General features: G+C 58.0%; 19 protein-coding genes. 9 read left to right on the top strand and 10 right to left on the bottom strand.

Annotation, left to right across the window (positions count from 1 at the left end):
• The 3 genes from WA302_RS19640 to rplU all read right to left on the bottom strand — a co-directional run bounded on the left by WA302_RS19640 (position 1) and on the right by rplU (position 1,664).
• The gene (locus WA302_RS19640; RefSeq protein WP_261456578.1) at positions 1–972 is read right to left on the bottom strand and encodes a DMT family transporter; all 972 of its coding nucleotides are present in this window, start codon (positions 970–972) and stop codon (positions 1–3) included.
• Positions 973–1,077: 105 nt separating this feature from the next.
• On the bottom strand, positions 1,078–1,335 hold the full coding sequence (rpmA, locus tag WA302_RS19635; protein WP_004933559.1) for a 50S ribosomal protein L27: 258 nt from the start codon (positions 1,333–1,335) through the stop codon (positions 1,078–1,080).
• Between the two features lie 17 nt (positions 1,336–1,352).
• Positions 1,353–1,664 (bottom strand): 50S ribosomal protein L21, encoded by a 312-nt coding sequence (gene rplU, locus WA302_RS19630; RefSeq protein WP_004933561.1) that lies wholly within the window; start codon positions 1,662–1,664, stop codon positions 1,353–1,355.
• Positions 1,665–1,934: 270 nt separating this feature from the next.
• Here rplU and ispB point away from each other — a divergent pair, with 270 nt between their 5' ends.
• Positions 1,935–2,906: an octaprenyl diphosphate synthase gene (ispB, locus tag WA302_RS19625; RefSeq protein ID WP_025305045.1), complete on the top strand. Its 972-nt coding sequence runs from the start codon at positions 1,935–1,937 to the stop codon at positions 2,904–2,906.
• A 50-nt stretch (positions 2,907–2,956) separates the two neighbouring features.
• Here ispB and WA302_RS19620 read toward each other — a convergent pair whose 3' ends face one another.
• Positions 2,957–3,313 (bottom strand): DNA-binding protein, encoded by a 357-nt coding sequence (locus tag WA302_RS19620; RefSeq protein ID WP_025305044.1) that lies wholly within the window; start codon positions 3,311–3,313, stop codon positions 2,957–2,959.
• 180 nt (positions 3,314–3,493) lie between these two features.
• On the opposite strand from WA302_RS19620, the gene WA302_RS19615 reads away from it, so the two are divergent.
• A complete protein-coding gene (locus tag WA302_RS19615; protein ID WP_004933567.1) occupies positions 3,494–3,754 on the top strand; it encodes a helix-turn-helix domain-containing protein in 261 nt (86 codons plus the stop codon).
• 66 nt (positions 3,755–3,820) lie between these two features.
• Here WA302_RS19615 and mdh read toward each other — a convergent pair whose 3' ends face one another.
• Positions 3,821–4,759, bottom strand: a complete 939-nt coding sequence (gene mdh, locus WA302_RS19610; RefSeq protein WP_004933569.1) for a malate dehydrogenase — start codon at positions 4,757–4,759, stop codon at positions 3,821–3,823.
• 464 nt (positions 4,760–5,223) lie between these two features.
• Between mdh and argR the strand changes: the two genes are divergently transcribed.
• From argR to yhcN (WA302_RS19595), 3 genes are all read left to right on the top strand, one after another.
• Positions 5,224–5,694: a transcriptional regulator ArgR gene (gene argR / locus WA302_RS19605; protein ID WP_016929335.1), complete on the top strand. Its 471-nt coding sequence runs from the start codon at positions 5,224–5,226 to the stop codon at positions 5,692–5,694.
• Positions 5,695–6,097: 403 nt separating this feature from the next.
• Positions 6,098–6,361: a peroxide/acid stress response protein YhcN gene (gene yhcN, locus WA302_RS19600; protein WP_025305043.1), complete on the top strand. Its 264-nt coding sequence runs from the start codon at positions 6,098–6,100 to the stop codon at positions 6,359–6,361.
• Between the two features lie 120 nt (positions 6,362–6,481).
• Positions 6,482–6,745, top strand: a complete 264-nt coding sequence (yhcN, locus tag WA302_RS19595) for a peroxide/acid stress response protein YhcN (RefSeq protein WP_025305042.1) — start codon at positions 6,482–6,484, stop codon at positions 6,743–6,745.
• A 197-nt stretch (positions 6,746–6,942) separates the two neighbouring features.
• Here the strand turns inward: yhcN (WA302_RS19595) and mpl are convergent, their stop codons facing one another.
• The gene (mpl, locus tag WA302_RS19590; protein ID WP_033636810.1) at positions 6,943–8,322 is read right to left on the bottom strand and encodes a UDP-N-acetylmuramate:L-alanyl-gamma-D-glutamyl-meso-diaminopimelate ligase; all 1,380 of its coding nucleotides are present in this window, start codon (positions 8,320–8,322) and stop codon (positions 6,943–6,945) included.
• Between the two features lie 169 nt (positions 8,323–8,491).
• On the opposite strand from mpl, the gene fbp reads away from it, so the two are divergent.
• Positions 8,492–9,496, top strand: a complete 1,005-nt coding sequence (fbp, locus tag WA302_RS19585; RefSeq protein ID WP_004933587.1) for a class 1 fructose-bisphosphatase — start codon at positions 8,492–8,494, stop codon at positions 9,494–9,496.
• 45 nt (positions 9,497–9,541) lie between these two features.
• Here the strand turns inward: fbp and WA302_RS19580 are convergent, their stop codons facing one another.
• Entirely contained in the window at positions 9,542–11,095 is a 1,554-nt protein-coding gene (locus tag WA302_RS19580) for a methyl-accepting chemotaxis protein (RefSeq protein WP_025305040.1), read from the bottom strand.
• A gap of 261 nt (positions 11,096–11,356) precedes the next feature.
• On the opposite strand from WA302_RS19580, the gene ppa reads away from it, so the two are divergent.
• Entirely contained in the window at positions 11,357–11,887 is a 531-nt protein-coding gene (ppa, locus tag WA302_RS19575; RefSeq protein ID WP_004933594.1) for an inorganic diphosphatase, read from the top strand.
• A 53-nt stretch (positions 11,888–11,940) separates the two neighbouring features.
• Here ppa and WA302_RS19570 read toward each other — a convergent pair whose 3' ends face one another.
• Genes WA302_RS19570 through tamA form a run of 3 tightly spaced genes read right to left on the bottom strand, consistent with a single transcriptional unit; the run spans position 11,941 to position 17,824 of the window.
• A complete protein-coding gene (locus WA302_RS19570; protein ID WP_025159589.1) occupies positions 11,941–12,288 on the bottom strand; it encodes a gamma-glutamylcyclotransferase family protein in 348 nt (115 codons plus the stop codon).
• A 2-nt stretch (positions 12,289–12,290) separates the two neighbouring features.
• On the bottom strand, positions 12,291–16,109 hold the full coding sequence (gene tamB / locus WA302_RS19565; protein WP_060433988.1) for an autotransporter assembly complex protein TamB: 3,819 nt from the start codon (positions 16,107–16,109) through the stop codon (positions 12,291–12,293).
• On the bottom strand, positions 16,106–17,824 hold the full coding sequence (tamA, locus tag WA302_RS19560; protein WP_169540592.1) for an autotransporter assembly complex protein TamA: 1,719 nt from the start codon (positions 17,822–17,824) through the stop codon (positions 16,106–16,108). The genes tamB and tamA overlap by 4 nt, the downstream gene beginning before the upstream one ends.
• Positions 17,825–18,128: 304 nt before the next feature.
• Between tamA and msrA the strand changes: the two genes are divergently transcribed.
• The gene (gene msrA, locus WA302_RS19555; protein WP_043139288.1) at positions 18,129–18,770 is read left to right on the top strand and encodes a peptide-methionine (S)-S-oxide reductase MsrA; all 642 of its coding nucleotides are present in this window, start codon (positions 18,129–18,131) and stop codon (positions 18,768–18,770) included.
• A gap of 180 nt (positions 18,771–18,950) precedes the next feature.
• Positions 18,951–20,282: a hemolysin family protein gene (locus tag WA302_RS19550; protein ID WP_004933603.1), complete on the top strand. Its 1,332-nt coding sequence runs from the start codon at positions 18,951–18,953 to the stop codon at positions 20,280–20,282.
• Positions 20,283–20,304 lie beyond the last annotated feature (22 nt).

Here is a 20,304-nt window from a genome sequence, read left to right as displayed (position 1 = left end):
TCATTCACCGGGCTGCTTCAAAGGAGCAACCAGGGGGGGTTCTGCCCGTCGCGGCCACCACCGGTGACCAATTGCGGAAAACATGGCGCCCGCCACAACCACAAACGCACCCACATAGCCGACGATGTTCAGCGTCGGCGCAGCGAATGCCTGGGGCCAGGCCAGCGCCAATAAATCTGAAAACAGCAGGGTAAACAGCGGGGTCAGCGTCACCAACGCGCTCACCTGCGCCGCCTGCCAGCGTGCCATCGCCTCTGCCAGTGCGCCGTAGCCGATCAGCGTGTTGGCGCCGCAAAATAGCAGACACGCCAATTGCCAGCCGCTCAGTTGGAAAATCACCTCGGGTTTGGCCAGAGGGAACAACGCCATCGCACATAAAGCGTACAACATAACCAGGATCTGCGGCGAAGCCAGTCGGCGCAGCAACACCTTCTGCGCCACGCCGTAGCTCACCCAAACCATCGCCGCGCACACGCCCAGCATAACGCCCAGCGTGTAGTCCGTCAGCCGGGTGAAGATCTCTATCAAACTGACGTTGAAAAACAGCATCAGTCCGCAAATCAGCATCAGGGCGCCAATAACCTGGGTGATGCGCATACGTTCTTTTAAAATCAGCACGCTGGCGAACATCATGCCCACCGGCGACAGCTGGCCAATCACCTGCGACGCCGTCGGGCTCAGGTATTGCAGCGAAGAGCTGAAGAACACAAAGTTGCCTAGCAGCCCCGCCGTCGCGATCGCCAACAGCAGCAGCCAACGCGGCTGGCGGAACATCGTCAGCCGCGGCAGCTTGCCGCGTACCGCGAGGATCACGCCCAAACCGATGGCGGCCATGGTAAAGCGATACCAGACAACGGTAAACGGCTCCATCACGACCAACACTTCTTTCATCGCGATCGGCAACGCGCCCCAGCAAACCGCCGTGGTTAACGCCAGAGAAATGCCAACGCCGACCTGCTGCTTCGTATCCATATCACCTTCGCCAACGCTGACGGGCCTGCCCTCAGGCAACCCATAAATGTAAAAAGCCCCGCAACGAATTGCGGGGCTTACATCTATTTCGTAAGGCTCGAAAAATTATTCAGCTTCGATGCTGATGAATTTACGATTGCTCGGGCCTTTAACTTCGAATTTGACTTTACCGTCTTTCAAAGCAAACAGAGTGTGGTCTTTGCCGCAACCCACGTTGGTACCAGCGTGGAATTTGGTGCCGCGCTGACGAACGATGATGCTGCCTGCCAGTACTGCTTCGCCGCCAAAGCGTTTTACGCCCAGACGTTTAGCTTCTGAATCGCGACCGTTACGAGTCGAGCCGCCAGCCTTTTTGTGTGCCATTAATCCGCTCTCCTAACTTAAGCGCTGATGCCGGTGATTTTAACGTCAGTGAACCACTGACGGTGGCCCTGCTGCTTACGGTGGTGTTTACGACGACGAAACTTAACAATTTTAATTTTCTCGCCACGACCGTGAGCAACAACTTCAGCTTTGATCTTGCCGCCATCGACGAAAGGAACGCCGATTTTGATATCTTCGCCATTAGCGATCATCAGAATCTGGTCAAACTCAACCGCTTCACCAGTTGCGATGTCCAGCTTTTCCAAGCGAACGGTCTGACCTTCGCTTACTCGGTGTTGTTTACCACCACTTTGGAAAACCGCGTACATATAAAACTCCGCTTTCCGCGTGCCCGACTGTGTTAGTTCAGAGCGCGCTATAAATATTCACAATAGGGCGCGAATTCTACGCAAAAAAGCAGCGTATGACAAGAGCAGAATAAGACCAGAACAAGAAAAAAGAAGAAAAAAAGCGCAGTTTCTTTCGTGGCGTTTATCTGAACCGTTTTTCAAGTACAATCATAGGGACAGTTACCGCCATGTACCGATGTGAGCAGCGATCTCAACGCGGTGAAGAGAAACACAGCTGAAAAAAACACAATGAACCTAGAGCAAATTACCGAGTTAACCGCGCAAGATATGGCGGCCGTGAACGCAACAATTCTCGAACAGCTGAATTCCGATGTCACGCTCATCAATCAGCTTGGCTATTACATTATCAGCGGTGGCGGTAAGCGCATCCGGCCGATGATCGCCGTCCTGGCGGCGCGGGCGTTGGGCTATGAAGGCAACAAGCACGTCACCGTCGCCGCCCTGATCGAATTCATTCATACCGCCACGCTGCTGCATGACGACGTCGTCGACGAATCGGACATGCGCCGCGGCAAAGCCACCGCCAACGCGGCGTTCGGCAACGCCGCCAGCGTGCTGGTCGGCGACTTTATCTATACCCGCGCCTTCCAGATGATGACCAGCCTGGAATCCCTGCGCGTGCTGGCGCTGATGTCGGAGGCGGTCAACGTCATCGCCGAAGGCGAAGTGCTGCAGTTGATGAATGTGCACGATCCCGACATCAGCGAAGAAAGCTATATGCGGGTGATCTACAGCAAAACCGCCCGTCTGTTTGAGGCGGCGGCGCAATCGTCGGCGATCCTGTCCGGCGCCAGCGCCGAACAAGAGAAGGCGCTGCAAGATTATGGCCGCTACCTCGGCACCGCTTTCCAGCTGATCGACGATCTGCTCGACTACAGCGCCGACGGCAGCACCCTGGGCAAAAACACCGGCGACGATCTGAACGAAGGGAAGCCGACCCTGCCGCTGCTGCACGCGATGCACAACGGCGACGACGCCCAGCGTGACATGATCCGTGGCGCAATTGAGCAAGGCAACGGCCGTCATTTGTTGGAGCCGGTACTGCAGGCGATGCAGCAATGCGGTTCGCTGGAATACACCCGCCAACGCGCCGAGGAAGAGGCCGACAAGGCGATCGCCGCGCTGCAGGTGTTGCCGGCATCGGAGCACCGCACGGCGCTGGAAGGCCTGGCCCATTTAGCGGTGCAACGCGATTTTTAAGAAATCGTGATTTCGCAATACACTCATCAGGCCCGCGTACGCGGGCCTGCTTAGGTATTGCTCTCTTCGTCGATACGCGCCAGCAGGCCGCCAATCCCTTCCCGCATCAGGAAAGCCACCATTTTCTCGCGCTCGCTCTCCGTCAAATGGTAGTAATACTCGATCCAGACCGCCAACGGATCCTGGCGTTCTACGTCATAGGCCGCCCCGTCTTCCTTCAGCACCAGCAGGTTACGCACACCTGAAGGCAGGCTATCGATATGGTATTCCAACGCTTTTCCCTGCACGCCTTTACGCCTGCGGCTGATCCAGCCTTCGCGCCGGGCCATCAAATTGATTCCTTGTGGTGAGGAGGGTAATCCTGCGATGCCTGTCAGTTCCTTGGCGGCAAACCACTCGTTTTTCATGGCCATCATCTCTGGGCAATAGTGGGCAACGTCATTTTTGGAAATTACCTGGGTATTTTTTAGGAAATTTAATGGTATTCTGGTTTCCGAATAAACGTTTCACGTTGTTCAAACGCTTAACTTTGACTCGTTAGTTATACCACTAACGCAACTTTGGCTAATCAGAAAAGGAATGTAAACATGAATTCAAGGAACCCAGATTGGCACCCGGCAGATATCATCGCGGCGCTACGCAAGCAGGGCACCACGCTGGCGGCGGTATCGCGCAAGGCCGGATTGAGCTCATCGACGCTGGCCAATGCGCTGTCGCGCCCGTGGCCGAAGGGGGAATGGCTGATCGCCGAAGCGATAGGCATTCACCCATCGGAGATCTGGCCAAGCCGTTATTACGATCCGCACAGCGATTGCCTGCTGGATCGCAAAGCACGCATCAAGTCGTGAACGCGGAACAAAAAAAACCGCCGGAACAGCGTCCGGCGGCGTTTATCGGCTGACTCTCGGTATCGATCAGTTATTGATGAACTTCTCGCCCAGTTCGATATCTTTGTGCAGCACGTCCAGCATCTCGTTCAGCGCTTTCTGCTCGAAGGCGCTCAGGGTGCCGATATCTTTACGCTCTTCAACGCCGTTCTTGCCCAGCACCAGCGGCTGCGCGAAGAAGCGAGCGTATTTGCCGTCGCCTTCAACGTAAGCGCATTCCACAACGCCTTTTTCGCCCTGCAGCGCACGCACCAGAGACAGACCGAAACGTGCGGCCGCCTGGCCCATGGACAGCGTTGCAGACCCGCCGCCGGCTTTGGCTTCTACCACTTCGGTACCGGCGTTCTGAATGCGTTTGGTCAGATCCGCCACTTCCTGATCGGTGAAGCTCACACCAGGGATCTGCGACAGCAGAGGCAGAATGGTCACGCCAGAGTGGCCGCCGATAACCGGCACGTTCAGCTCTTCCGGCTGCTTGCCTTTCAGCTCGGCCACGAAGGTGTTGGAACGGATGATATCCAGCGAAGTCACGCCGAACAGTTTGTTCTTGTCGTAAACGCCGGCTTTTTTCAGCACTTCCGCCGCGATGGCGACCGTGGTGTTAACCGGGTTGGTGATGATGCCGATGCAGGCTTTCGGGCAGGTTTTCGCCACTTGCTCAATCAGGTTACGCACGATGCCGGCGTTAACGTTGAACAGATCAGAGCGATCCATGCCTGGCTTACGGGCCACGCCGGCGGAAATCAGCACCACGTCCGCACCGTGCAGAGCCGGGGTCGCGTCTTCGCCGCTGAAGCCTTTAATTTTAACTGCGGTTGGGATGTGGCTTAAGTCGACGGCAACGCCTGGGGTAACGGGGGCAATGTCGTAGAGAGAGAGTTCAGAACCTGAAGGAAGCTGGGTTTTGAGTAGAAGGGCGAGGGCCTGGCCGATACCGCCAGCAGCACCGAGAACTGCAACTTTCATCCTATACTCCTTTATTATCTTAAATATATAAAGCGCCGTGAATGTGTTGGTTACGGACCTTGAGTCATTACACCTTTTAAAACAATAAATTAGCCAATTCTTGCCTGCAGGTGTAATAAAACGGCCGCTGTCGCGCCCATTTTAGATTAAATCGCTTGCGCATGAAGGGCATAGCGCACACTAATCAAAAATAGTGCGAGGTTATTCACGAGCAAGTTAACCGGCCGTTACATTACACCCTTACGCAACATCAGAACAACATCATTTTAATAACATTTTATTTACCACCGTAGGCCGATTTTCCGTCGTCAAAAGGGCATATTCATCGCGGCCGGATTTTGTTAAAATGCCGCCCTTTCCTCGCCGCCCGGTCTTTTTTATTTTCTTTGGGGCGGCCTTTGTTGCATAAAAATTCATCTATATGCATAATCATGACTTCCACTATCAACATTCCACGGTGCAAAATGCGTAATCCCGCAAAACAGGAAGATCTGATCAAGACGTTCAAAGCGTTATTGAAAGAAGAAAAATTCAGTTCTCAAGGCGAGATCGTTTTGGCGCTGCAAGAAGAAGGCTTCGAAAACATTAACCAATCCAAAGTATCGCGCATGCTGACCAAGTTCGGCGCGGTACGTACGCGCAATGCCAAAATGGAAATGGTGTATTGCCTTCCTGCCGAACTCGGCGTGCCGACCACCACCAGCCCGTTGAAGAATCTGGTGCTGGACGTCGACCATAACGACGCCGTCGTGGTGATCCATACCAGCCCGGGCGCCGCGCAGCTGATCGCCCGCCTGCTCGACTCACTGGGTAAATCCCAGGGCATCCTCGGCACGATTGCCGGCGACGATACCATTTTCGTCACCCCGTCCAGCGGCTTTACCGCTCAGAAGCTGCATGAAGCGATCCTGGGCGTGTTTGAGCAAGAGCTGTGAAACCTGGCGCTAACAAAGTGCGGCTACCTTCCGCATTTTGTTAGCACTTCTTTAACCCTCGCATTACCTCCCCGGCCTTTAACCGCGTTTAACACTGCTTTTTTATCCCGCAACAACACATTTCCATGACATCGCCATGTAACCAGCAGTACCCACTGTGATCTTCCGCACTTTTGGTTAAAAGCACTTACCTTATTGAAATTACATAAATTTAACATCAAAAGATCGTTTTATGAGCGTTTTTTATTCCTTACAGTTATAAAAAATAAGGATCATAAGGTTAAAGTTTCACTAGCAACTGTTAGCGAACTATTAATTTTTCGCGTTACTAGCTGTATACTCATTTTCGTGAACTGAATCACAGTTCGTTGGAACTGATAAAAGAATACGATGAGGTGAGATAATGAAAATTAAAGCTACCGTTGCAACCCTGAGCGTTCTGTCCATGCTTTCATTTGGTGCATTCGCAGCACAATCTGTTGATGCAACACAGGCCGCACAACTGCAACCCGCCGGTGTGATCACCGTGAGTGGCGTCGCCGCTGCGCCTTCCGACATCCGCCAGGCACTGTCTGACAAAGCTGACGCCAAAGGGGCGACCGCTTACCGCGTGATCGAAGCGCGTAACGACGGCAACTTCCACGCGACCGCTGAAATCTACAAATAAGTAACGACATTACCCGGCAACGGGCAATACATCTCTGGAATCAAACGCTGTCATAACGGCCTTCAAGAATAAAAATCGCTGCCAAGCCCTTCCAGGCTGTTATGACCAAGGATCGCTATCATGAACATGAAAACTACTCTTGCTGCACTCGGTCTGCTGTCCGTCATCTCCTTCGGCGCATCTGCCGCCCAGTTGGTGACTAACGATCAGACCGCCAATCTGCAATCTATCGGCACCATTACCGTCAGCGGTATCGACGGCGCACCGACCGACATTCGCCAGGCGCTGTCGGAGAAAGCCGACGCTAAAGGCGCGACCGCCTACCGCGTGATCGAAGCGCGTAACGAAGGCAACTACCACGCCACCGCCGAGATTTACAAATAACAACTCTGGGAACGGCTTTGCAGAGCTGATTACCCTCGTCACTGCCACTGCCGAGTTCTGACGCAAACGCCGATTTCCCAGAGACCCTCTCGTCGTCCTATCCGACGAACCCCGTTGCCCTCGCTCGCGAGGGCTTTTTTATGGGCGTAAAAAAGGCCGCAAATGCGGCCCTTAGAGTGGCTTATGCTACTGAACAATCAGTAGGTCACCTTCGGTTCCTGCTTTTTCGCCAGCGCGTCCAGCAGGCGATCGTGAATGCCGCCAAAACCGCCGTTGCTCATCACCAGAATGTGGTCGCCCGGCTGTGCGGTTTTCACCACCATGTCCACCAGCGTGTCGAGATCCGCGCTCCAGTGCGCCGGCTGCACACAGGCATCAGCCACTTCCGCTACCTGCCATGGAATGTGATGCGGCTGGAACAGGAACACTTCGTCGGCGCGGCCGAGCGAAGGCGCCAGATCGTTTTTGCTGATGCCCATTTTCATGGTGTTGGATCGCGGTTCCAGCACCGCCAGAATGCGCGCCGTGCCGCCGACCTTGCCGCGCAACGCGGCCAGGGTGGCCAGGATCGCGGTCGGGTGGTGCGCGAAGTCGTCGTAAACCGTGACGCCGTTGGCTTCGCCACGCAGCTCCAGGCGGCGGCGGGCGTTGATGAAATCGCCCAACGCGCGGCAGGCGTCCGCCGGCTGCACGCCAACGTGGCGAGTCGCGGCGATGGCCATCAGGCCGTTATGCATGTTGTGCTCGCCCACCAGCGCCCAGTTCACTTCGCCAACCTGCTCGCCGTCGAGGAACACCGCGTAATGACTGGCGTCCGGCGTCAGCTTCTGCGCACGCCAGGTCCCCTCTTCGCCCACCAGCTCCTGTTCGCTCCAGCAGCCCATCGCCATCACCTGCTTCAGGTGGCTGTCGTTGTCCGGCAGGATGATCTTGCCTTTGCCCGGCACCAGGCGCACCAAGTGGTGGAACTGTTTCTGGATGGCTTTCAGATCGTCGAAAATATCGGCGTGGTCGAACTCCAGGTTGTTCATGATCAGCGTGCGCGGGCTGTAGTGCACGAACTTGGAGCGCTTGTCGAAGAACGCGCAGTCATACTCGTCGGCCTCAATCACGAAGAACGGGCTGCCGCCGAGGCGCGCCGAGACGTCGAAGTTGCCGGGCACGCCGCCGATCACGAAGCCGGGCTGGTAACCGCAGGCCTCGAGGATCCAGGTCGCCATGCCGGCGGTGGTGGTTTTGCCGTGGGTGCCGGCGACCGCCAGTACCCAGCGATCGCGCAACACGGCGTCGTGCAGCCACTGCGGGCCGGAAACGTAAGGGATACCACGCTCCAGCACCGCCTCCACGCACGGGTTGCCGCGCGTCATGGCGTTGCCGATGATCACCAGATCCGGCGCCGGATCCAACTGGGCTGGATCATAACCCTGAATAAGATCGATCCCCTGGTTCTCCAGCAGCGTGCTCATCGGCGGATAGACGTTGGCGTCCGAACCGGTGACGTCATGCCCCAGTGAACGCGCCAGCATCGCCAGCCCGCCCATAAAGGTGCCACAGATCCCAAGAATGTGAATGCGCATAGGTTTCTCATGTGAGTGCATCGAATGTCGGCATATTCTAACGCTCAGAATCGTCCAGAAGAAATGGATTTGCCTATGAATGGCGCGCATCTTTGGGCTACACTGCTCGCGAAAACGTTGGCGGTTTGTTAACAGGCCGCTATCCATCCGTAGATTCAGGGATTGTGTCATGAAAACGTTAGGCGAATTTATCGTCGAGAAACAGCACGACTTCTCGCACGCCACCGGCGAGCTGACCGCGTTACTTTCTGCCATTAAACTGGGCGCCAAAATCATCCACCGCGACATCAACAAGGCTGGCCTGGTTGATATTCTGGGGACCAGCGGGGTGTCCAACGTACAGGGCGAAGTTCAGATGAAACTGGACCTGTACGCGAACGAAAAACTGAAAGCGGCGTTGAAAGCGCGTGGTGAAGTTGCGGGTATCGCTTCCGAAGAAGAAGATGAAATCGTGATATTCGACGGCGAGCGAGCTGAAAATGCCAAGTATGTCGTATTGATGGATCCGTTGGACGGTTCGTCCAACATCGATGTCAACGTCTCGGTCGGTACGATTTTCTCTATCTACCGTCGCATCACGCCGGTCGGCACACCGGTGACCGAAGAAGACTTCCTGCAGCCGGGCAGCGCCCAGGTCGCAGCGGGTTACGTGGTTTACGGTTCGTCCACCATGCTGGTGTACACCACTGGTTACGGTGTCCACGCCTTTACTTACGACCCGTCTCTGGGCGTGTTCTGCCTCTCCCACGAGAAAGTACGCTTCCCGGCGAGCGGCAACATGTATTCCATCAACGAAGGCAACTACATCAAGTTCCCTCTCGGCGTGAAGAAATACATCAAGTACTGCCAAGAGCAGGATGAAGCGACGCAGCGCCCTTACACCTCGCGCTACATCGGTTCTCTGGTGGCGGACTTCCACCGCAACCTGCTGAAAGGCGGCATCTACATCTACCCAAGCACCGCCAGCCATCCGCAAGGCAAGCTGCGCCTGCTGTACGAATGCAACCCGATGGCGTTCCTGGCCGAACAGGCCGGCGGTAAAGCCAGCGACGGCAAAAACCGCATTCTGGACATCACGCCGGTGAAACTGCACCAGCGCGCGCCATTCTTCGTCGGCACCAAGTCGATGGTAGAAGACGCAGAACGCTTCATCGCCGAAAACCCGGACGAGTAACGCGTTTCTGGCAAGGGTTCGGCACCGCGCCGAACCCTTATCGCCTTACAGCTTGAACGCCGCCATGCTCTGCGCCAGCAGCTGAGCCTGATCTTCCAGCGAGCGCGTTGCCGCCGCCGACTCTTCCACCAGCGCCGCATTCTGCTGCGCCACCTGATCCATCTGCGCCACCGCCAGGTTTACCTGTTCGATACCGCTGCTTTGTTCGCGCGTCGCCGCCGAGATCTCACGCATCAACGCCGTCACCCGGCCCACTTCACCGGTGATGCCGCTCATGGTCTGCGCGGCCGACTCCACCATCTGTTCGCCTTCCTGCACCCGGTTCTGCGACGCTTCAATCAGCCCTTTAATCTCTTTCGCCGACTGGGCGCTACGCTGCGCCAGACTGCGCACTTCACCGGCCACCACCGCGAAACCGCGGCCTTGCTCACCGGCGCGCGCCGCTTCCACCGCCGCATTCAGCGCCAGGATATTGGTCTGGAAGGCGATGCCGTCCATCACGCTGATGATGTCGGCGATGCGGCGCGAACTGTCGGTGATCGCCTGCATCTTGCTCATCACCTGGCTGACCACGTCGCTGCCCTGGTTGGCGATATCGGACACGCTCAGCGCCAGTTGGTTGGCCTGCTCGCAGTTCTCGGCGTTCATTTTCACCGTCGAAGTCAGCTGTTCCATGCTGGCGGCGGTCTCTTCCAGCGAAGCGGCCGACTCTTCGGTACGCTGCGCCAGATGCAGGTTACCGGCCGCCAGTTCGCGTGAACCGGTGTCGATCTGGCTGCTGGCATCGCGCACTTTGCTGACCGAACTGGCCAACGCCTGCTGCATACGCTGCATCGCCCGCACCAGGCGGCCCATCTCGGTATCACCCTCACCGCGGATCTCATGGGTCAGATCGCCGCCGGCGATGTGTTCCAACTGCGCGATGGACTCGTCCAACGGGCGCAAAATGATCACGCGCAGCGCGAACCAGGCCAGCACCGCCAGCAGCACGCTGAGCAGGCCCGCCACCACGATCAACGAGATCTTGGTGCTGGCGTTGTTTTCCGCGTCATACACCTGCTTTTCGCCGAGCTTCATGGCAAAGCTGCGGAAATCGCTGAGATCCTTTTCAAACGCGATGCTCAGCGCAGAGATGCGGGTCTCCTGAATATGGTAATACTCATCGATTTTGCCGGCCTTGATGGCGGCAGCCATCGGCTTCACGCCCTGCTCGAGGTAGGCGCGATAGCTGTTTTGCAGACGATTGGAGAGTTCGCGGCCGCGATCGGTCACGGTGCCAACGCCGACAAAACGCGCCATTTCCTTGTTTGACTGATCGAGGTAACCGTAGATGCGGCCCACGGTGGCGTCGGACACATCGATCTGGCCGATCTCCCGTTGGCGCACCGCCAACGAAGCGGCGGTTCGGGCGCGCAGCGTCAGGTTGGAGCTGTTGGCCAGCGAGCCCAGCTCTTCACCGAGGATCTGGTTCAAGGTATGGATCGAGCGCGATCCTTCGTTAATCGCGTTGACGCCAATAACGCTGACCATGATCAGCAACATGGTCATCAGGCTCAGCAAGGCGATCAGCCCAGCCTTCACCGTAATCTTTTTTAGCATGAGTTCTTCCCGGCTTCAGAAATTGTGAGATCAGACGTAGTAGGGGTGGCAAAACGCGGAGCCAGCTTTGCTGGCTCATTATTGTTTGTTGAAGTTATCGGCAGGCGAAGGCAAAACTTCATGCCGCGGCGGGATTAATCTGGAAATTATCCCTGCGCCGGCACACTGGGTTTTCGACGATGAAAAGGGCAGGAAATCGCAAAAGAGTCCGCTATAATAGCCGCCACTCCATTTCTGGTTTGATGATTAAAGGAAACCGACATGAGCTTGAATCTGGTCCCTGCTGGCAAAGACCTGCCGGAAGACATCTACGTAGTAATCGAAATCCCGGCCAACGCCGATCCAATCAAATACGAAATCGACAAAGAAACCGGCGCGCTGTTCGTTGACCGTTTCATGTCCACCGCGATGTTCTACCCGTGCAACTACGGCTACATCAACCACACCCTGTCTCTGGACGGTGACCCGGTTGACGTGCTGGTCCCAACCCCATACCCGCTGCAGCCGGGCTCCGTGATCCGCTGCCGTCCGGTTGGCGTACTGAAGATGACCGACGAAGCCGGTGAAGACGCCAAGCTGGTTGCGGTACCACACAGCAAGCTGACCAAAGAGTACGATCACGTGAAAGACGTGAACGACCTGCCGGAACTGCTGAAAGCCCAGATCGCTCACTTCTTCGAGCACTACAAAGATCTGGAAAAAGGCAAATGGGTGAAAGTGGAAGGCTGGGCAGACGCTGCCGCGGCTAAAGCGGAAATCATCGCCTCCTTCGAACGCGCTGCCAAGAAGTAATTCCAGCCGCCGTCCGATGAAAAAACACCGCTCATTGAGCGGTGTTTTTTTTCTTACTGTTCTTCGAGACGCTTCAGCCAGTCACCGCTGGTAATTCGCGGGTAACCGTCCACGCTGTGTTTGTACAGGTAGATCCACGCACTCCCATAAGGCGTCTGAATCAGCTCGCGCTTATAGTCCTTGGTGTTGCTTTTCAGTTCGTCCAGCTCTGCCAGAATCGATGAGTTAATACGATACACCTCGCAATGTATCGTGCCCTCTCCAGGGATCGCCGCCGGGTAATGGCCCAGATTATAAATCTGATAGCCTTCGAGCTCGTGCTCGCCGAGCCATTGGGCGTTGGTCATCCAATGGCTGTTTCCCTGTTTGCGCCGTAAACTGCCGTAGACAATTATTCGCATCGCTAAAACTCAAACTGATAGAGCAAATCTAATGCCTGGTCGAGACCAGACACCGCTTCAAGATACAACTTAGGCATCAGGCGATAACGCAACGTCAGCGTGGCCAGCGAGTCGAAAATGCCCACCCCATATTTTACTTGTAAGCCTGGGAGGACATAGCCGCTCACGACAACCTGGGAATTGTCGCCAACCCCTTGAGTGTCCAGAGCCAAATTACTCACGCCGAATGCCTCGCCGATTTTACCCACAAGTTGACCACTTTGTGCAACCCCCATGCCGATTAACATCGACGTCATGGCGTTGCCGTCGGCGCCGGAGCTGCTCAAACCCTGGCCGCGCAGCAGATAAGACAAGGCTTCCTGTTGCGATTTGGCCGGATCGGAGAACACTTCCAGCTTCGGTGCATCCGCCAGGCCGGTCACACGCACGCCGGCGGTCACGTCGTCCTCGGTGGATTCCGGGTTGCGGATCGCTTCGATATTGAGCAGCGGCTGATCCGGCGGGCCGGAGAACATCAGCTGCCCTTTACGCACGATCAAATCCTGACCATAAGCATGGAAGCGACCGGAAGGGATGTCAATCTGGCCGTTGAGGCCCAGCCCTTTCTTGTCCTGTACCACTTTCAAATCGCCCTTCAAGCGGGCTTTCAGGCCGAAGGCGTCCAGCCGCACGTCATTGCCGACGTGGATCATCAGGTTGCTGTTGATCGGGATCGAAGCGGTCTTCGGCTGAATCGGCTTCAGCTGATCGTCCAGCATCACCTCGTCGGAAGAGACGCCCACCGCGCTTTCCGGCAGCTCCTGCACCGTAATGCGCGCCCAAGGGATATCGACCTTGCCGTTGAGCGAGAACAGCTGCGGCGTGGCTTCGAACACCAGATCCGGCGACACGTCGATGCGGATCATCGGCGGCACCGTCACCCGCAGCTTGTCGCCCTTGGCGGCAATGCGCGCACGCCAGGCGTTGATGTCACGCCAGTCTGCATCGCCCGCCAGATTCAGCTGGCCGCGGGTGGTGCTGAGCAGCCCCTCCAGCGTCGAGGTCATGCCGTTGAAATTCACCGCCAGCCGCGCGTCGGTCATATCGAACGGCATCCAGTGCCCCTGCACCTTCGCCCGATCCAACGCCAGACGCCCGAACACCAGCGGCTTCTGCGCGCTGCCGCCCAGACGCAGGTTGGCGTTCAGCATGCCCGCTGCACTTTCGCCCTTCATCAGCGCCGGGTTGATCAGCGCCAGCGAGATGTTGGTGATATTGACGTTGCCGCTGATGGTGCGCCGCACCTGCGGATCCACCACCTGGATATTGCCGTCAAACTGGCCGTTGTTGGTCAGTTTGATCCGCCAGTCGGCCTGCGCGCGACCGTTGTTCAGGCCGGCGTTGAGGGTCAGCGTATCGAAAGCGATAGGCAGCGCGTTGCCCTGCACCTGCTGTACCACCTTGACGCCGTTGCCGGCCAGCGTGACTTTCGCCTCCGGCAGCGCGCCGCCTGGTTTCCAGCTGACGTCGGCCCGGCCGGTGAACACGCCGCTCAGGGCGGTTTCCGGGCCGAGAAACGGCTTGATCATCGCCAGGTCGAACCGATTGAGCACCACGCTAGCCTGGCCGCTCTGGCCGGCTTCAATGGTCTTCGGCACGCACAGCTCGGCGTTCGGGTTCTGCCAACAGTGCGGCCCGATGCTGATTTTCTGCGCGGTGTTCAGGTAATCCAGCGCGATGGCGCGCGTCAGGCGCCACTCCCCTACCGGCGTATCGAAGCGGGTATTGTTCAGATTGCCGCGCCAGCGCTGCTGCTGACGATCGAAGCTGCCCTGCAGCGCCAGCTGGCCGGAGACCGGTTTGCCGTCGATCTTCAACTGCAGCTGATGCTGCTTCTCGCTGCCTTTGGCGTCGAGGGTCAGCAGGCTGACTTCCAGCGCGTCCTGCTTCAGCTGCTCGACGCGTACCGCCAACTGCCCCTGGATCTGATCCGTGGAGCGCACGTCGCCGTCTATTTTCACGCGGTTGATGCGCAGCGCCTGCCACTGCAAGCCGGAGGCGGTCAAATCCGCCAGCAGTTGCGGCGCCTGCAGATTGCCGCGCAGTTTCAACAGCCCTTTGGCGGTGCCGCCCAGGCCCGGCAGCGCGCCGTCCAGACGCGGCGCGTCGATGTTGGCGTCCAGGTTCCAGCTTTTCTCATCCAGCTGCCCTTTGACGTTCAGCTGGTTGCGCCCCAGCGTCAGATCGATGCCGGGGATTTTCCACTGCCCGGCGGCGTTGCCGCTCAGCGTACCGCGCGCCGTGACCTTGTTCTGCTTCACGTTGCCGTCCAGCTGCAGCACCGGCACCTGCAGCTGCCAGCTGCCGCCGTGCAGGCTGCCGCGCGTAGTGATCTTGCCATCCAGCTTCGCCGGCCATTCCGGCCACTGCTTGGCGGTATTGATGCCGCTCAGCGTCAATTGCGAGTTCCAGCTGATGGCCTTGCTCCAGTCCACCAGCGCAGTGAGATCGGTATTGCCCTGCAGCGCCGCCAGCCGCAGGCGCTCCAGCTTGAACTGCTCAACGTTGCCTTTGCCGTCCAGCGTCAGCACCGCCGGCGGCAGATCCTGGCCTTTCAGATTGGCGCGTGTCGACAGCGCATAGTCGGTCGCCTTGCCGTTAAAGCGCAGGCGAAAATCGTTGACCTGGTACTGCGCCTCGCCGCTCAGCGGCCATTTCAGCTGTTTGCTCTGCAACGTCAGCGCCAGCGGCAGGCCGGCTTCGGCCAGCCGGGTTTGCACATCGAGCTGGGCGCCGACCGGGCCGGACAGGTTCAGCGCGACCTTCAGCTCATCACGCAACCCGCCCCCGATGTTCAGCTTCACCTTCTCGCCCTTCAGCGGTTCGATGTTCAGCGCGCTGTTGGCGGTCAGGGCCACCGGCCAGTCGCCGGTCAGGGTCGCCTGCCCCTGCACCGACAGCGTGCCCTGCGGCGACTTCACGTCGAAGTTGTCCAGTTGGATATGCTGATCCTGCGTGCTGGCCTGCAGCAACAGACTCGTGATCAGCACGTCGGTATCGCCGGTCAAGCGCAGCTGTTCGCCGCTGATCTCTTTGACGGTGATATCCAGCGGCAGGCGGATGTCCGGCAGATCCGGCAACAGCGGTTTGGCGAACAGTTCCTTCAGCGTTTCGCCAAGCGGCTTCTCTTCCGGCTGCGGCGCCGGTTTCGCCGCGTCGGTAACCTGTTCACCGACCTTTTTCGCTACCTCAACCGCCGGTTGCACCGCTTCCGGCAACGGATTTTGCGGCGTTTTCGGCAAGGCGATCAGCAACGAGCCGATCTTGGTTGGCATCAGCGTCAGCGCGCGCTCTTGCCACTGTGCGCCGGTGCGGAACTCGGCCAGAGAAATGGCGGTGTCGTCGACGGTGACCTTGATGTTGTTCAGCGCCAACAGGCGCAGGGTGATCGGATAAGGGGTGCTGAGATTGGTGGTCGGCTCACTGCTCTCCTCCACCGGCGTGGAGGGCGCCATCTCTTTGGTGTTCACCGCCACGTCCACGTCCTGAGCGGTCAAGGCGTTGACGCACAGCGAGCTGCGTTTAAAGCAGGAGAGATCGAGGGACAGATGGAATTGCCCAGCGTTGACCGTCACGCCCGGCATCTGATACTTCACGCCCTTCAGCGTCAGATCGCGCCAGCCGCCGCTGACGCCGGCGATCTCCAGCCCCGGCACCCAGCGCGCCGCGCCGTTGATGACCATATGCAAACCGGTGGTAGTGCCCACCAGAAAGGCCAGCCCGCCGATCAGCAACAGCAGGACGACCAGAAATCCGAGACAAATCTTTTTAACCAGGCTCATAGTTCAGGCCCCAAACCGATGTAGAACTGCATCCCGTGAGTGTCCTTGTCTCCCACGGGCGCGGCGATATCCAACTTCACCGGCCCCACCGGCGACTGCCAGCGCACGCCGACACCGGCGCCGGTCTTGAAGTTGCTTTTCTTGATATCGTTCACCGCTTCACCGGAATCGACGAACATTGCCCCCCACCATTTGCCGGTCACGTTGTATTGATACTCCAGCGAGCCGGTCAGCATCTTGGAGGCGCCGGTCAGCTTGCCATCGTCGCCGCGCGGCGAAATGTCTTTGTACTTGTAGCCGCGAATGCTGCGGTCACCGCCGGCGAAGAAGCGCAAATCCGGCGGCACCTTGTCGAAGTCGTTGGTTTCTATCCATCCCACCTGCCCGCGCGCCACGAAACGATGCTTGTCGGCAAGCGTGCGGATCCAGACGTTTTGCGCCTGCATCAGCGCGAAGTCCACGCCGGAGCCCCAGGTGGTGTCGGACACGTCGATGGAGTAGCGTTGGCTGTCGCCCCAGGTCGGCATCAGGCCACCGCGTGAACGGGTGCGGTTGAAGCTGACGCCAGGGTACAACAGCATGGTAGTGTTGCTGACGTTGCCCTGGGTAAAGTTATCCCAGCGCCAGGTCAGGTTGATCGCCCGCTGCCAGCCGCTGGAGAGATCCCAGTTGCGCGAGGCCACCACTTTGGAGGTCACGGATTTGGTGTCGTTAAGATCGACGTTCTTGAGCCCGCCCTGCAGCAGGTAATACTGCTCCAGCGGATTCTTCAGCAGCGGGATCTTATAGGTCAGATCCAGTTGCTGCTCCGGCGCCGACACGCTGGCGCTGGTTTCCAGGCTGTGGCCGCGATCGTTGAGCCAGGGCTTTTTCCAGGTGCCTTTCACCCGCGGGCCGACGTCGGTGGAGTAACCGATACCGGTTTCGATGGTATTGCGCGTACGCGGCGTTACCAGCGCGTCCAACGGCAAAATCTTGTTCTCTTTGGCATCGTTGAAATCAGGGGACACCACCACCGAGTTGAACCAGTTGGTAGCGGACAAACGGCGGTTCAGCTCGGCCAAATCCTCCGAACTGTAGTAATCCCCCTGATGAAAGGGCACCAGATTTTGCAGATAGTCTTCGCGGATTTGCGAACCGGTGAATTTCACCTTGCCGAAGCGGTAACGTTCGCCGCTGTTGAAATCGATGTCCCAAAACGCCTTGTGCAGATCTTCGGCCACGCCGAGCTGGCTTTTGGTCATGTCGGCGTCGAAATAGCCTTTGCGCAGCGCCAGGCCGGTGAGCGAGCCTTTGAAACTGTCATACTTGCCGTGGTTGAGGATCTCGCCGATGGTCGGCCGCCCCTTCTTTACCAGCGTCAGGTAGTCTTCATCGGTCTTCGCGCCGCCCTCCAGCACGATATTGGCGCCGGCGATACGCACCGGCTCGCCCGGATTGACCTTGGCATGCAGCACCGGGCGCGACATTCCCGGTCGGTCGTCCAGCGTAAACTCGATGGTCGGCTGGTAATAGCCGAGCGCGCGCAGCCCCTGGCGCACCGCCTCATCCACCCGCGCGCGGAAGCGGCCGTCGGTGCCGACCTCTTCAGGCGTGATCGACGACAGCCGCACTCGGACGTTTTTTTCCAACTCTCCGCTTAACCCCTCCACCTGCAGCCGCACGTTCGCCGCATAGGCCGCAGGTGCCGCAAGCAACACAGATATCAAGCACATGACCGGGTACTTTGGCACGTGTTCTCCTTATTGATTTTACTTTCCTGTTATGGTGTTTGCTCCGGGGCCAGGGCAGACTCCGCGCTATCATGACGGCAGCCCTCTTCAACCTTATTCCGGACGCCACCCGCCGCGCTTTGCCACCGCCGCGCAACAGGCGAATTCTTCACTTTTGGCGCTCAAAATACTGCGTTAAGCTTATACAAAATCCAACTTGCCACTTATTGTGGGCAAAGACGCGGTGAGATACAACCGAACCGCCGCCATGTAGGGTCAATTCTTACTGTGACAACAGGAGTCAACCGTGGTGCCATTTTTTGATAAATCACAAACCGTCGATAAGGCAAGCGCGCTGCCTGGCCGCACCACGCCAATGCCTGTCGCAACGCTCAACGTGGTCACCGAACACTCGATGACCCAGGTGCCGGCAGGCATGGAAGTGGCGATCTTCGCCATGGGCTGTTTCTGGGGCGTCGAGCGTCTGTTCTGGCAGCAGCCGGGCGTCTACAGCACCGCCGCCGGCTACAGCGGCGGCTATACGCCGAACCCGACCTACCGCGAAGTGTGCAGCGGCCAGACCGGCCACGCCGAAGTGGTGCGCGTGGTGTTCGATCCGCAGGTCGTCAGCTACAAACAGCTGCTGCAGGTATTCTGGGAAAATCACGATCCGGCGCAGGGCATGCGCCAGGGCGGCGACGTCGGCACTCAGTACCGCTCGGCGATTTATACGCTGAGCCCAGAGCAGCAGGCCGAGGCGGAAAGCAGCCTGCAACGCTTCCAGCAGGCGATGGACGCGGCGGGCGACAAGCGCGTCATCACCACCGAGATCGCGCCGGCGCTGCCGTTCTATTATGCGGAAGACGATCATCAGCAGTACCTGTTCAAAAACCCGGAAGGTTACTGCGGGCTGGGCGGCATCGGCGTTTGCCTGCCGCCGCAGGGCTGATTTGATGCCGGCCGGCGGCACTTTTTTAACCGCTGGCGGCCCCTGTGGGGCAACTGCTATACTATGCGGGCCGCTTCTGCGGCCCGATAGCTTCCCTTCTGGTTGTTATCGCTGCTTTTTTTACTATGTACTACCCTTCCTCAAGAGCGCCGTCATCCCGTCGGCACGTATGGATAGATTATGTTAAACAGTATTTTACTGATTCTTTTTCTGATCGCGGTGAGTGCGTTCTTCTCACTGTCGGAAATCTCTCTGGCCGCCTCGCGCAAGATCAAACTGAAGCTGATGGCCGACGAAGGTAACGTCAACGCCGCCAGAGTGCTCAAGCTGCAAGAAACCCCAGGCATCTTCTTCACCGTGGTGCAGATCGGCCTGAACGCCGTGGCCATCCTCGGCGGTATCGTCGGCGACGCGGCTTTCTCTCCCACCTTCAAGGTGTTGTTCGATCGCTTCCTGTCGCCTGAACTGGCAGAACAGGTCAGCTTCATCTGCTCCTTCGTGCTGGTGACCAGCCTGTTTATCCTGTTCGCCGATTTGACCCCGAAGCGCATCGGTATGATTGCACCAGAGACGGTCGCCGTCCGGATCATCAACCCGATGCGTTTCTCCATCATGATCTTCCGCCCGCTGGTGTGGTTCTTCAACGGCATGGCCAACCTGATCTTCCGCATGTTCAAGCTGCCGATGGTGCGTAAGGACGATATCACCTCCGATGACATCTACGCGGTGGTGGAAGCCGGCGCCCTGGCGGGCGTGCTGCGCAAGCAGGAGCACGAGCTGATTGAAAACGTGTTCGAACTGGAATCGCGCACCGTGCCGTCTTCGATGACCTCGCGCGAAAGCGTGGTGTACTTCGATCTGCGCGAAAGCGAAGAGAGCATCAAGGAGAAGGTCTCGACCCATCCGCACTCCAAGTTCCTGGTGTGCGACGGCCATATCGATCAGGTGGTGGGTTACGTCGATTCCAAAGACCTGCTGAACCGCGTGCTGGGTAACCAGAGCCTGGTGCTGAGCAGCGGCGTGCAGATCCGCTCGGCGCTGATCGTGCCGGATACGCTGACGCTGTCCGAAGCGCTGGAAAGCTTCAAAACCGCCGGCGAAGACTTCGCGGTGATCCTCAATGAATATGCGTTGGTGGTGGGCATCATCACCCTTAACGACGTGATGACCACGCTGATGGGCGATCTGGTCGGCCAGGGCCAGGAAGAACAGATCGTGGCGCGCGACGAAAGCTCATGGTTGATTGAAGGCGGCACGCCGATCGACGACGTGATGCGCGTGCTGGACATCGACGAATTCCCGCAGGCGGGCAACTACGAGACCATCGGCGGCTTTATGATGTATATGCTGCGCAAGATCCCGAAACGCACCGACTTCGTCAAATACGCCGGCTACAAGTTCGAGGTGGTGGATATCGACAGCTACAAGATAGACCAGCTGCTGGTCACCCGGCTGAGCGACAAACCGGCGGCGGTGCTGCCGAAAGCGCCAGACGACACCCCGGCGGCCTGACGGCGCGAAGGACAGAAACATC

This window comes from Serratia sp. 201 (genome assembly GCF_037027545.1).
In the GTDB taxonomy this organism is placed as follows: Bacteria; Pseudomonadota; Gammaproteobacteria; order Enterobacterales; family Enterobacteriaceae; genus Serratia; species Serratia bockelmannii.
Note: the sequence above shows the minus strand (reverse complement) of the source record. Positions and strands in the feature narration are given on the sequence as shown.